Genomic DNA, 13,594 nt, shown 5'->3' with positions numbered 1-13,594 from the left:
GAGAGAAATGGAAAAACAATATTTAACCGTTACAGCGTTAACACGCTATATAAAAACAAAAATAGAATATGATCCGCATTTGCAGTCTGTTTGGTTAAAAGGTGAAATTTCCAACTTTAAAAATCATAGTCGTGGCCACATGTACTTTACATTGAAAGATGAAAATGCAAGAATCGCAGCGGTTATGTTTGCGGGTCATAATCGTAATATTAAATTCAGACCTGAAAATGGGATGAAGGTACTTGTGAAAGGGAAAATTTCCGTTTACGAGGCGAGTGGTTCATATCAAATTTATATTCAAGACATGCAGCCTGACGGAGTCGGAAACCTGCATTTAGCTTACGAACAATTAAAGGTTCGTTTAGAGGAAGAAGGTTTGTTTTCTCAAGTTTATAAAAAAACAATTCCTCCTTATGCTAAAACAATAGGTGTGATTACGTCGCCAACAGGGGCAGCGATTCGTGATGTTATAACAACGATTAAACGTCGTTATCCAATTGGAAATGTTATTGTGTTTCCGGTACTTGTACAGGGGGAGTCAGCAGCTCCCTCAATTGTACAAGCGATTCGTACAGCGAATGAAATGGGAGAGATAGATGTCCTAATCGTTGGGCGAGGGGGAGGCTCTATTGAAGAGTTATGGGCTTTCAATGAAGAAATGGTAGCAAGGGCAATCTTTAAGAGTGAGATCCCTATTATTTCGGCAGTAGGCCATGAAACGGACTTTACAATTGCGGATTTTGTTGCCGATTTACGTGCGCCAACACCGACTGCAGCAGCTGAGCTGGCAGCGCCTAACATTATAGAGTTACAAGAAAAGGTATTACAAAGAACTCTAAGATTGCAAAGAGCAATGAGAGAGTTAGTACATAAAAAAGAAGAAAAACTACAAGTATTGCAAAAATCTTATGCGTTCCGTTATCCAAGACAAGTATATGAGCAAAAAGAAGAGCAATTAGATAGAGCGTTAGAACAGCTTGTTTTAGCGAAAGAGCGCTATATTGATAAAAAGGTAAATCAGTTAAAACAGCTTTCATTTTATTTAGAGAAGCACCACCCAGCTCAAAAAATTATGCAAACGAAGGTAGCGATTGAAACATTGCAAAAGCAATTGCAACGTGAAATGCAAACATTACTTCAAACGAAAGAATTTGCTTTTGTCAGAGCTGCTCAAAAACTTGAAGCGTTAAGTCCGCTTAAAGTAATGATGAGAGGGTACGGGCTTGTATATGATGAAGAGAAGCAAGTGTTAAAAAGTGTGAAAGATGTCAGCCTTGGAGATGCTGTTTCAGTTCAATTACAAGATGGAATACTAGATTGTAGCGTATCAGGCATAGAGGAGCGTGAATTGAATAATGGAAAATAAATTAAGCTTTGAAGAGGCAATTTCGCAACTTGAGCACCTCGTTTCTAAGCTAGAGCAAGGTGACGTACCTTTAGAAGAAGCAATTTCTTATTTTAAAGAGGGTATGGAATTATCTAAGCTTTGTGATGAGAAGTTGAAGAACGTACAAGAACAAATGGCAGTTATTCTTGGGGAAGATGGAGAGCTTGAACCGTTTACTGCTTTAGGAGATGAAGCATAGTGACTATTGCTTTTGATACTTTTTTGAAAGAAAGTAAAACTTTCGTAGAAGAGGAGCTTGTAAGCTATGCAAATGAATTACAATGTCCAAATGTACTTCGTGAAGCGATGGCATATTCTTTGGAAGCGGGTGGAAAGCGTCTCCGCCCGTTACTTTTATTTGCGACATTACAAGCGTTTGGTAAAGAAAGAAATCTTGGAATAGGTGCAGCTTGTGCTCTTGAAATGATACATACATACTCGTTAGTTCATGATGATTTACCTTGTATGGATGATGATGATTTAAGAAGAGGTAAGCCCACAAATCATAAAGTATTTGGTGAAGCGATGGCAGTTTTAGCAGGCGATGGTTTGTTGACCTATGCTTTTCAAGTTATTATGGCATATGAACAAAAGGAAATCTCTGCTGAAAAAAAAGTAAGACTTGTACTTGAGCTTGCAAAAGCGGCAGGACCAGAAGGAATGGTTGGCGGACAAGTGGCAGATATGGAAGCTGAAGGGAAACAGCTTACGATTGATGAGTTGGAGTATATTCATAAGCATAAGACTGGGAAACTACTTGAATTCGCTGTACTTGCAGGATCGATACTTTCTGATGCCACAGAAGAACAAGAAGAAAAGTTACTTGCGTTTGCAAAATATATCGGCCTAGCTTTCCAAATTCGAGATGATATTTTAGATGTGGAAGGAACCGAAGAAGAGATTGGAAAACCGATTGGTAGTGATGTTTCCAACGAAAAGAGCACATATACGACGTTATTTACTGTAGATAGAGCAAAGGATATTTTAGAAGAAACAATTGCAAAAGCAAAAGGTGCTATTGGTTCCTTGCAATTACAAGATGAATATTTACTATCTATTTGCGATTTGATTGCAAAACGTAATAACTAATATAACAGCGTTTCCATTTGTTGAGTCATTCATCATTTTATGATATAAATGTAGGAAAAGGTTTTTCTTTTCTTGTTATTGGCAAAAATATATGTAGATTACATTGCCGTTATCACTTCGTGTTAGCGGCTATTTTTTTCATCGCCTAAAGAAATATGGTTTATAATAGGATTAGGGCGCAATAGACTGGTTAATTGCAGGACAAGGTGAAAAATAAAAAAAGATAATTTCTTGTTTTGTGTAAATGTTTTTTATAATATTTGACATGTTGACAGATTATGAAATGAAAGTGAGTGATCCATGTGGATCTAACGCAAATTCAAAACCCTAGTTTTTTGAAAGATATGTCTATCGGTGAACTAGAGGGATTGAGTGAGGATATTCGTAAGTTTTTAATTGAAGAGCTCTCTCAAACAGGTGGACATATTGCACCTAATTTAGGTGTAGTAGAACTCACAATTGCTCTGCATAAATTATTTGATAGTCCGAAAGATAAATTTTTATGGGACGTAGGACATCAATCCTATGTACATAAAATTTTAACAGGACGTGCAAAGGAATTCGGTACATTAAGGCAATATCAAGGTCTATGTGGTTTCCCAAAACGTTGCGAGAGTGAGCACGATGTATGGGAAACTGGCCATAGCTCGACATCATTATCTGCTGCAATGGGAATGGCTCTAGCACGTGATTTAAAGAAAACGAAAGAATATGTTATACCAATCATTGGAGATGGTGCTCTAACCGGCGGAATGGCTTTAGAGGCATTGAACCATATTGGACATGAAAAAACAGACATGATTGTTATTTTGAATGATAATGAAATGTCAATTGCACCAAACGTTGGTGCGCTTCATAATGTACTTGGACGTCTACGTACCGCAGGGAAATACCATTGGGTAAAAGATGAACTAGAGTATATATTAAAGAAAATCCCAGCAGTCGGTGGGAAAGTTGCTGCGACAGCAGAGAAAATAAAAGATAGTCTTAAATATTTACTAGTATCCGGTGTCTTTTTCGAAGAATTAGGCTTTACATATTTAGGTCCAGTTGATGGGCACGATTATGAAAAGTTATTCGAAACGTTGCAATATGCAAAGAAAACAAAAGGCCCAGTGCTTGTTCATGTTATTACGAAAAAAGGAAAAGGTTTTAAACCAGCTGAGAGTGATGTTATTGGAACTTGGCATGGAACAGGACCTTATAAAATTGAATCAGGTGACTTCGTTAAACCGAAAGAAGTTGCACCAGCATGGAGTGCTGTTGTTAGTGATACAGTACTTAAGCTAGCGAGAACGGATGAGCGTATCGTTGCAATTACACCTGCAATGCCTGTTGGATCGAAACTTGAGAAATTCCAAAAAGAATTCCCGGATCGTATGATTGATGTAGGTATTGCAGAACAGCATGCTACAACAATGGCGGCGGGTATGGCAACGCAAGGAATGAAGCCATTCTTAGCGATTTATTCAACATTTTTACAAAGAGCATATGATCAAGTTGTTCATGATATATGCCGCCAAAATTTAAATGTCTTCATCGGAATCGATCGCTCTGGTTTAGTAGGAGCAGATGGTGAAACGCATCAAGGTGTATTTGACATCTCATTCTTACGTCATTTGCCGAATATGGTACTTATGATGCCGAAAGATGAAAATGAAGGGCAACATTTAGTATATACGGCGATGCAATATGAAGATGGACCAATCGCATTACGTTATGCGCGCGGTAATGGACTTGGTGTTCATATGGATGAAGAATTAAAGGCGATTCCAATCGGTACTTGGGAAACGTTAAAAGAAGGTACACAAGCGGCTATTTTAACATTTGGTACGACAATACCAATGGCAATGGAAGCAGCTGAGCGTCTTGAAAAGGCTGGAGTTTCAGTGAAAGTAGTGAACGCTCGCTTTATTAAACCGATGGATGAAGCATATTTACATGATCTCTTAGGGAAAAATATACCGATTTTAACGATTGAAGAAGCTTGCTTAATTGGTGGTTTTGGAACGGGAGTAGTTGAATTTGCGTCTGAGAACGGGTACCATAGTGCGTTAATTGAACGAATGGGTATTCCAGACCGTTTCATAGAGCACGGTAGTGTAACAAAATTATTAGAAGAAATTGGTTTAACGACAGATGCTGTTGTAGACCGTATTCATACAATGATTCCATCAAAACAAAAAAGGGCGTAACAAATGAGTGCAAAAAAAGAAAGAGTAGATGTACTATTAGTAGAGCGAGGACTTATAGAAACACGTGAGAAAGCAAAACGCGCCGTTATGGCCGGACTTGTATATGCGAATGAGATGAGACTTGATAAGCCAGGAGAGAAGATCCCACAAGATACAGAGATTACGGTGAAGGGACAAGTTATGCCGTATGTAAGCCGTGGTGGTTATAAACTTGAAAAGGCATTGGAGACATTTCACCTGGATTTACAAGATAAAGTTATGATAGATATTGGTTCATCAACTGGTGGCTTTACAGATTGTGCGCTTCAAAACGGAGCGAAATTATCTTATGCATTAGATGTAGGATACAATCAACTTGCGTGGAAATTGCGTCAAGATGAGCGTGTTGTCGTAATGGAACGGACAAACTTCCGTTACGTGACACCAGCAGACTTAGAACGTGGTTTACCGCAATTTGCTAGTATCGATGTTTCATTTATATCATTAAAGCTTATATTGCCGGTTTTAAAAACAATGCTTATGCCTAATGGGGATGTAGCAGCGTTAATTAAACCACAGTTTGAAGCTGGAAGAGAGCAAGTTGGGAAAAAAGGTATCGTTCGTGATCGAAAAGTACATGAGGCTGTCGTAGAAATGATTGTCGACTTTGCTATAAAAGAAGGATACGACGTAGAAGGTTTAACATTCTCACCAATTACGGGTGGGGATGGTAATATTGAATTTTTAATTCATCTGAAATGGCATGGTGAACGTGAGAATGGCGAAAATCATTCTCCAGTTTCTGTTGAGCAAGTAGTTACAGAGGCGCATGATGTCCTAAAACAAAAAGGAAAAGGGGAATAACATATGTTGTTCCTCTTTTTGTTGTAATTGTATAATGATTGTAAAAACAATTGTGTACAAGCAACGAATTATAAGTTAACATAAATAAGTGAAGTATACCAATGTTTAAACTATGGTAAGAGATAGTGTGAGGTGCAAATGTATGAATAAAGGTCAGCGCCATATTAAAATCAGGGAAATTATTGCGAACAAAGAAATTGAAACACAAGATGAATTAGTTGATATTTTACGTAATGAGGGATTTAATGTAACGCAAGCAACAGTATCGCGCGATATTAAAGAACTGCACTTAGTGAAAGTGCCATTACATGATGGGCGCTATAAATATAGCTTGCCAGCAGATCAACGATTTAACCCGTTACAAAAATTAAAACGCAATCTAGTGGATTCATTTGTAAAATTAGACACGGCAGGACATATGCTTGTGCTAAAAACACTGCCTGGTAACGCTCATTCACTTGGAGCACTTATTGATCATTTAGAGTGGGATGAGATCATCGGAACCATCTGTGGTGATGATACTTGCTTAATTATTTGCCGTACACCTGAAGATACAGGTGTTGTCTCTGATCGTTTCTTAAATATGTTGTAAAAAAAATCTTGTTTGCTTTCCTCTGTAAAGTGGAAAGTGAACAGGATTTTTTTATTGGTTAAAAATGTGAATTCTTAATTGTAATATAATATTTTCTTTGAATAAAATTAGAAAATAGGTGGATTGACCCGTAAAACGAATGTTTGGTACAATGGAGCGGTTAGAAAAGTAATTTATACATACAAACATATAGTATGACTATTTGAATGAAGAACTGAGAAAAGCCCTTAATAGGGGATTAGTTTATAACGAGGTGAATGGGGCATTGTTATCGGAATTATCGATTAGAAACTTTGCTATTATTGAGGCATTAAATATTTCTTTTCAAAAAGGGTTAACGGTTTTAAGTGGTGAAACAGGGGCCGGAAAATCGATTATTATTGATGCGATTAGTTTACTTGTAGGTGGCCGTGGTTCAGCGGAATTTGTTCGATACGGAACAGAAAAAGCTGAGATAGAAGGGCTATTTTATGTAGAAGATGAAAAGCATCCGTGTATTGAAAAGGCAGAAGAGTTGGATATAGAAATAGAAGACGGCATGATTATTTTGAAGCGTGATATCGCTGCAAACGGAAAAAGTGTATGTCGTGTAAATGGGAAACTGGTCACCCTTAGTATATTAAAGGAAATTGGAAAAACACTTGTTGATATTCATGGGCAGCACGAAACACAAGATTTAATGAATGAAGAGCGTCATATGTTTATGCTTGATCATTTTGATGGAGATCGCATTGTTAAACAATTGGGTATATATCAAAATGTATACGCTGACTATGAGAAATTAAAAAAACAGTTAAAATCGTTAAGTGAAAATGAACAACAAATGGCGCATCGCTTAGATTTAATTCAATTCCAGCATGAAGAAATCAGTAAGGCAGATTTAAAGATGGATGAAGAAATTGAATTAACTGAAGAACGATTGCAAATTTCTAATTTCGAAAAAATTTACAAAGCATTAGGCGATGCATATCGCTCGTTAAGTGCTGACGGACAAGGGTTAGATAATGTACGAAGCGCAATGGGACAAATGGAGAGTATTACACATTTAGATGAAGTGTATCAAGAAAATCATGATTCAATTGCAAATAGCTACTACTTATTAGAAGAAGTTGCATATCAACTTAGAGAAAAGCTCGATATGATGGAATATGATCCGAAGCGTTTAGACGAAATTGAAACGCGTTTAAATGAAATTCGTATGCTAAAGAGAAAATATGGAAATACTGTAGAAGAGATTTTAGCGTATGCTGATAAAATTGAACAAGAAATTTTTACGATTGAAAATAAAGACGTTCATATTGAAACGACGAAGAAGCAGTTAAAGGAATTAGAAAGTGTTATTCTGAAAGAAGCAACGTCGTTAAGTACTATGCGTCATGAGCTTGCAGAGCATCTTACAAATGCCATTCATCAGGAATTAAAAGAATTATATATGGAGAAAACAAAATTTGAAGTGAGAATCATGAAGAGAGAAGGAAATGCTGAAGAGCCTCTTGTGGAGGGGGCCCCGGTAAGACTTACGGCGGATGGCTACGATCATGTGGAATTTTATATTTCGACAAATCCAGGTGAACCGCTAAAACCACTTTCAAAGGTCGCTTCTGGCGGAGAGTTATCTCGAATTATTTTAGCTTTAAAAAGCATTTTTTCTAAGCATCAAGGTGTTGCATCTGTTATTTTTGATGAAGTGGATACTGGTGTAAGTGGTCGAGTTGCACAGGCTATTGCGGAAAAAATTTATCGAGTATCAGTAAACTCGCAAGTACTTTGTATTACGCACTTACCTCAAGTAGCTTCAATGGCAGATTCACATTTATTTATTCGAAAACAAGTAGCGAATGATCGGACAATTACATCAGTTACCGTTTTAACTATGGAGGATAAAGTAACAGAAATAGCTCGAATGATTTCTGGTGTGGAAATTACAGATTTAACGACAGAACATGCGAAAGAATTACTTACGCAAGCGCATCATTTTAAACAGACAGCAGAGGCTATCCAGTAATGGATAGCTTTTTTTCTCAAATAATGATTTCTTAATTCTTCCGGTTATAAATAAAGCATTGCAAGGAGAGATTAAAAAGTGAAGCCAAGAGGCTGAATGTGGGGTAGGAGCGAGGAGAGTGAACAAATTGAGATTAGAAAGATTTCGCAAAATAATAGGTCTTTGTCTCCTTGTTTCTTTAGTTTTTATTGGGTGTTTTAAACCGCTTCGGACGTTTATTTCATCCCCGAAGCAACTTGTTGTTTTTGAAGGGCAACAATCAGAAATAGCTTCATTACCAGTTTTTCAAGCTTCATCTACAGATCGTCATGTGTTTACAGTAAGTTCCAATGAACAAAAACAAGGACTTATGGTAAATCCTCATCAAAATGGTGAAGCAGATATGGTGTTTCAGCTTGCTGGTTTTCCAGTGAAAAAAGTAAATGTGAAAGTATTGAAAGATTTTAAAGTTATTCCAGGTGGACAATCAATTGGTGTGAAGTTAAATACAAAAGGGGTACTTGTTGTAGGCCATCATTTAATTCAAACTGAAAAAGGGAAAGTATCTCCTGGTGAAACGGCTGGTGTGCAAATTGGAGATATGATTACTGAAATTAATGGTAAAACAATTGAAAGAATGAGTGATGTAGCACCATTTATTCATAATAGTGGTGAAACAGGTGAACCGCTTAATCTTGTTTTGTTAAGAGATGGAAAACATATCCGCACTAAGTTAACACCACAAAAAGACAGTGGAGAATCGTCTTATCGTATTGGTTTATATATTCGTGATTCGGCAGCTGGAATCGGAACAATGACATTTGTTCATCCCGATTCTATGAAATATGGGGCACTTGGTCATGTCATTTCTGATAACGATACGAAAAAACCGATTCAAGTCGAAGATGGACAAATTATGCGTTCGACAGTTACATCAATTGAAAGAGGTAGTCATGGGAATCCAGGAGAGAAATTAGCGAGGTTCTCACCAGATCGTGAAGTGATTGGTAATATTACAATAAATAGTCCGTTTGGTATATTCGGGAAATTAAATACAAATATACCAAATGGCGTAATGGATAAAGCGATGCCTATTGCACTATCTCATCAAGTGAAAGAGGGACCGGCAAAAATATTAACAGTTATTGATAAAGATAAAGTGGAAGCGTTTGATATTGAAGTTGTAAGTACAGTACCGCAAAAGTTTCCAGCTACAAAAGGCATGGTAATAAAAGTAACGGACAAACGTTTATTAGCGAAAACGGGTGGTATCGTACAAGGCATGAGCGGAAGTCCAATTGTACAAAACGGGAAAGTAATTGGTGCTGTTACACATGTATTTGTAAATGATCCAACATCAGGATATGGTGTTCATATTGAATGGATGTTACATGAGGCTGGAATTAACATTTATGAACAAGAAAGAAAAGCGAGCTAATTATTAATTAGCTCGCTTTTCTGTTGAAAAATTCGTTGAAATTTTGTAAAAGCTCCGCAAGAGGTGTTTTTTGTTGTAAAATAAAAGAAAAGGGTTGAACGTTTCGTTGTATTTCTATGATGGAATGTGTTGCGAAAGGGAATAAATGAGCGATAAACATATTTTTTTGTGATTTTATCGGAAAGTAACAAACTTTAAAAGGGAATTTTCACACAATTGTCGAACAATTCATGTAGCCTAGAAGGATACACATGTCGGAGAATCGATTCGGTAAGGGAGGAAAAGCTGTGGAGAAAATTAAAGTATGTCTTGTGGATGATAATAAAGAATTAGTATCAATGCTAGAGAGTTACGTAGCTGCTCAAGATGATATGGAAGTAATCGGTACTGCTTATAATGGTCAAGAGTGTTTAAATTTATTAAATGATATGCAGCCGGATGTACTTGTTTTAGACATTATTATGCCACATTTAGATGGTTTAGCTGTATTAGAGAAAATGCGACATATTGAAAGGCTGAGACAGCCTAGCGTAATTATGTTGACAGCATTTGGACAAGAAGATGTGACGAAAAAAGCAGTTGACTTAGGTGCTTCATATTTCATATTAAAACCATTTGATATGGAGAATTTAACGAGTCATATTCGTCAAGTGAGCGGTAAGGCGAACGCTACCATTAAACGTCCACTTCCATCTTTCCGTTCAGCAACGACAATAGATGGAAAGCCGAAAAACTTAGATGCAAGCATTACGAGTATCATTCATGAAATTGGTGTGCCTGCTCATATTAAAGGGTATATGTATTTAAGGGAAGCGATCTCTATGGTGTACAATGATATCGAATTACTTGGATCTATTACGAAAGTATTGTATCCAGATATCGCGAAGAAATATAATACAACAGCAAGCCGCGTCGAGCGTGCAATCCGTCACGCAATTGAAGTAGCATGGAGTCGTGGGAATATTGATTCTATTTCGTCCTTATTCGGTTATACAGTATCCATGTCAAAAGCAAAACCTACGAATTCCGAGTTCATCGCAATGGTTGCCGATAAGCTGAGACTTGAACATAAGGCTAGCTGAGAGTAAAGATAGTAAGGGATTTAAGTTTTAGTAAAGCTTAATCATTCTTTAAATTTATACTCGATATTAAATGTAAAACCAATGAACTTTTTATTTAATGACCAATGAATTTTAGAATTCGTTGGTCTTTTTATTTTATTGAGAACAAGAGATCATTTGATATCATGGAAGATAAATCCTGTTTTTAGTAATATTACATATAAGTGAGTTTTTTTATAAGATAATTAAATAGGTATTGATAGGGAGAAGGGAAATGAAAAATAAAATATTAACTTGGCTAGGAATAGTAGCAGCTATGGGAGTTCTTGCTGTTGCAGTTACATTTGGAATGTTAGAACTTGCCGATAATCCAGTAGATAAAGAAGTGAATGCTCAAATAGAAAAAAAGAAGATCCAACGATAGTAGGTAGAGAGGTAGATGGAGTCTTTGTTGATGTGTATGTTACTGAAAATTCTACTGAAAGCGAAGTCATTACAGTGATGCATCACATGACTCATCAAAAAGTAGTGGCAGAACGAAAATCAGAATCCATTCCAATGATTCAAAATAATGCTGAAAAATTAAAAAAATCATAAATAAGAGTGGCTTTGCGAAAAAAAATGAGCTTTTAGAGATTGCTGATAGATGGGCGAAAAAAGATTTTAGTCAAATTGTAGAAGATCACAATTATTTCTCGGATGCCCAAGAAGGTAGCACTTGTAAAGCCACTAGAGCGATGGATGCGGTAGAAGAGCAACATTATATTTTAACTACATTCGGGGAGGAAAAAGCGAAAGAACTATACGATTCAGGAGATGCGCCACATGTGCAATAAAATGAACCTTTAATTAGTAGGGGCTCCCATCCCGCACCTAACGCCTTCCTCAAATGGTGTGCCGGGATTCTTACTGCCTATAAATAGTGAGATAAACTATAGATTATGAAGAAGCTTCCTTTTAGGGAGTTTTTTTATTTCCTTCGATTTAAGGGTTTTGAGGGAATATATAAATTTATGTGGAAAAATGTAGTGAAAAGAAGGATATGTACAGGAAATACGTGGGTTTGACATCATAATCTCTATAACGTATCATTGATTGGGAAAAGTTAGAGATATAGGAGAATGGATGAATGACTTTTAAAAAAATAGTGAATCGAGCTTACCCAATCATTGTTATGACGGTGTTTTTATCTATATTTTCAATGATAGTAAGTAAATTTTTTATCCCAAAAACAATTTTGATGAGTGGTGAATTCCCTTATCCGACTGAGGAGTACACTCCAAAAAAAGTCGGTGCTGTTATAGCGGCGACGTTGCTTTTATTTGCGATCTTCTTTATGTATTATAAATTGGTTATTAATACAATGAAAAAAACGTACACAAATATTATGATTGCTTTAGGTATTATAATCATTTTGACGATGGAAATAGTTATTACTTCCATAGCATTTAACCCTGTTGTAGGAGATTATGCCATCCTTAAAGAAGGAATTGTCTCTGTGTTTAAGGGAGATAATCAATTTTTAGAAATGGGACAGCTTTTATTTTATCCATATAATACACATATTGTATTATTAGGAGGATATTTTGCTAAATTAGTAGGAAGCGTAGATGTGGCGATAAAAATATTACCAATAGTATGTATAACAGGTAGTATTATTTTAAATGTATTGATTGTAAAGAAAATTACAAACTTTAAAGTTGCCCACATATCGATTGTGTTATCTGTGCTAAACATTTTTATATATTGGCAGGCGCCAGTTTTCTATACGCATACATTAGTAATATTTTTTATTTCAGCAACGATGTATACATATTTGTGCTTGAAAACAGCGGAAACAAAAAGGCTGAAGATTATTTTATGGATTTTATTAGGAGTTTTTGCGGCTTGTACTTATATTATAAGACCGACAGCATTGGCGGTAGCGTTAGCGATTTTAATTGAAAATATTTTTAAATTTCGTAAGGAGTATTCTGTAAAGGTGTTAAGTAGTGTTTTATTTTGTTTAATCCTTATTGTAAGTTTTAAAGGTATAACGACAAAGTTAAATCTCAGCACCGATAATGAAATTGAAAAAATTCCATATACCCATTGGGTGCAAATGGGTTTGAATAAAGATACGTATGGTGTTTGGAATCAGGCAGATACAGATTATATTAATGATGAAAATATAAAAAATACAAAGGATTTGGATGAACATAATAAAAAAGTTATAGTCCAGCGTTTTAATGAACTTGGCGTAATGGGTTATGTACAGCATTTAAACGAAAAAATAACTAGAGAATGGGTATCGAGCCAGTTCTCCATGTACCGTATTGGACAATGGTTTGAGCAGAAGAACGACACTGTAACTAATTACGTATCGAACTATAGTACAACGAATTATAAAATCGTTACTGTATATTCGTATGTTATCAAATTATTCGTGTATGGAGCTGTTCTAGCGGCTATTATTCTTTATAAAAAGAAAGATGAAAATGAATCGGAAGTTATACGAATTGCGATGATTAGTACGTTAGGGGTGTTTACTTTCTTATTACTATGGGAAACAGCTCCTCATTATACTTATGAGGCATTTGCATTTATGAATATTCCAGCTTCTTTAGGATTGTATAAATTGTTTATGATTTTTAACAAAGAAAAGAAAACTGCATAATTTGAGTAACTGAAATGAGTAGTAAGAAACCCCTCTTTTATTAAAAGAGGGGTTTTAATTTATTGATTATAAATGTTTGAAGAAAAGATTAAATGGAATCATAGTATATCTGTTAAAGGATTTTAGTAGGGAAGTCATCCGTGATATAATAGAAAATAATAAAAAGCCCTGCAAAACAGGACTGTATTATTCTTCGTCTTTATTTTGTTTTTCTAATTCAACTAACTTTTGAATTAAAATGTGCTGCGGCATATGCATGAGTTGTTCAAGCGGAACACCTAATGCTTTTGATAGGCGGACTGCAGTGTCTGGAGAAATTTGTAATGGTCTCATAGAAGTACCTCCTTTT

Annotated in this window: 11 protein-coding genes and 1 pseudogene; 11 read left to right on the top strand and 1 reads right to left on the bottom strand. The window is 35.9% G+C overall.

Going from position 1 to position 13,594, the window contains the following annotated elements:
• Nucleotides 1-7: 7 nt before the first annotated feature.
• The 11 genes and pseudogenes from xseA (at nucleotide 8) to AC3WTA_RS08505 (ending at nucleotide 13,245) form a co-directional block, all read left to right on the top strand.
• Nucleotides 8-1,366 carry an exodeoxyribonuclease VII large subunit gene (xseA, locus tag AC3WTA_RS08555; RefSeq protein WP_000415268.1) on the top strand — a complete coding sequence of 453 codons (1,359 nt, stop codon included), beginning with the start codon at nucleotides 8-10 and terminating at the stop codon, nucleotides 1,364-1,366.
• Nucleotides 1,356-1,586 (top strand): exodeoxyribonuclease VII small subunit, encoded by a 231-nt coding sequence (xseB, locus tag AC3WTA_RS08550; protein WP_000428423.1) that lies wholly within the window; start codon nucleotides 1,356-1,358, stop codon nucleotides 1,584-1,586. The genes xseA and xseB overlap by 11 nt, the downstream gene beginning before the upstream one ends.
• Nucleotides 1,586-2,476 (top strand): (2E,6E)-farnesyl diphosphate synthase, encoded by an 891-nt coding sequence (gene ispA, locus AC3WTA_RS08545; protein WP_492332862.1) that lies wholly within the window; start codon nucleotides 1,586-1,588, stop codon nucleotides 2,474-2,476. Before xseB ends, ispA begins: the two co-directional genes overlap by 1 nt.
• Nucleotides 2,477-2,778: 302 nt before the next feature.
• On the top strand, nucleotides 2,779-4,671 hold the full coding sequence (dxs, locus tag AC3WTA_RS08540) for a 1-deoxy-D-xylulose-5-phosphate synthase (protein ID WP_000366437.1): 1,893 nt from the start codon (nucleotides 2,779-2,781) through the stop codon (nucleotides 4,669-4,671).
• 3 nt (nucleotides 4,672-4,674) lie between these two features.
• Nucleotides 4,675-5,514, top strand: a complete 840-nt coding sequence (locus AC3WTA_RS08535) for a TlyA family RNA methyltransferase (protein ID WP_001274751.1) — start codon at nucleotides 4,675-4,677, stop codon at nucleotides 5,512-5,514.
• A gap of 142 nt (nucleotides 5,515-5,656) precedes the next feature.
• Nucleotides 5,657-6,106 (top strand): arginine repressor ArgR, encoded by a 450-nt coding sequence (gene argR / locus AC3WTA_RS08530; protein ID WP_001032581.1) that lies wholly within the window; start codon nucleotides 5,657-5,659, stop codon nucleotides 6,104-6,106.
• A 265-nt stretch (nucleotides 6,107-6,371) separates the two neighbouring features.
• Nucleotides 6,372-8,111, top strand: a complete 1,740-nt coding sequence (gene recN, locus AC3WTA_RS08525; RefSeq protein WP_000947769.1) for a DNA repair protein RecN — start codon at nucleotides 6,372-6,374, stop codon at nucleotides 8,109-8,111.
• A 118-nt stretch (nucleotides 8,112-8,229) separates the two neighbouring features.
• Complete coding sequence (gene spoIVB / locus AC3WTA_RS08520) at nucleotides 8,230-9,528, top strand: SpoIVB peptidase (RefSeq protein ID WP_002096319.1); 1,299 nt, start codon at nucleotides 8,230-8,232, stop codon at nucleotides 9,526-9,528.
• 287 nt (nucleotides 9,529-9,815) lie between these two features.
• The gene (spo0A, locus tag AC3WTA_RS08515; protein WP_033657730.1) at nucleotides 9,816-10,610 is read left to right on the top strand and encodes a sporulation transcription factor Spo0A; all 795 of its coding nucleotides are present in this window, start codon (nucleotides 9,816-9,818) and stop codon (nucleotides 10,608-10,610) included.
• A gap of 253 nt (nucleotides 10,611-10,863) precedes the next feature.
• Nucleotides 10,864-11,425: pseudogene (locus AC3WTA_RS08510) on the top strand (PRK06770 family protein).
• Nucleotides 11,426-11,718: 293 nt separating this feature from the next.
• The gene (locus tag AC3WTA_RS08505; RefSeq protein WP_000143143.1) at nucleotides 11,719-13,245 is read left to right on the top strand and encodes a glycosyltransferase family protein; all 1,527 of its coding nucleotides are present in this window, start codon (nucleotides 11,719-11,721) and stop codon (nucleotides 13,243-13,245) included.
• Nucleotides 13,246-13,431: 186 nt separating this feature from the next.
• On the opposite strand, the gene AC3WTA_RS08500 is transcribed toward AC3WTA_RS08505, so the two are convergent.
• Entirely contained in the window at nucleotides 13,432-13,578 is a 147-nt protein-coding gene (locus AC3WTA_RS08500) for a YycC family protein (RefSeq protein WP_001247671.1), read from the bottom strand.
• Nucleotides 13,579-13,594 lie beyond the last annotated feature (16 nt).

The organism is Bacillus sp. EB106-07-01-XG149 (genome assembly GCF_058791555.1).
This window is presented reverse-complemented; position numbering and strand designations above follow the sequence as displayed.

Bases quoted from the DNA above. Each gene is read 5' to 3' on its own strand.
- xseA (WP_000415268.1), top strand. From the start codon at position 8: ATGGAAAAACAATATTTAACCGTTACAGCGTTAACACGCTATATAAAA.
- xseB (WP_000428423.1), top strand. From the start codon at position 1,356: ATGGAAAATAAATTAAGCTTTGAAGAGGCAATTTCGCAACTTGAGCAC.
- AC3WTA_RS08535 (WP_001274751.1), top strand. From the start codon at position 4,675: ATGAGTGCAAAAAAAGAAAGAGTAGATGTACTATTAGTAGAGCGAGGA.
- argR (WP_001032581.1), top strand. From the start codon at position 5,657: ATGAATAAAGGTCAGCGCCATATTAAAATCAGGGAAATTATTGCGAAC.
- AC3WTA_RS08505 (WP_000143143.1), top strand. From the start codon at position 11,719: ATGACTTTTAAAAAAATAGTGAATCGAGCTTACCCAATCATTGTTATG.
- AC3WTA_RS08500 (WP_001247671.1), bottom strand. From the start codon at position 13,578: ATGAGACCATTACAAATTTCTCCAGACACTGCAGTCCGCCTATCAAAA.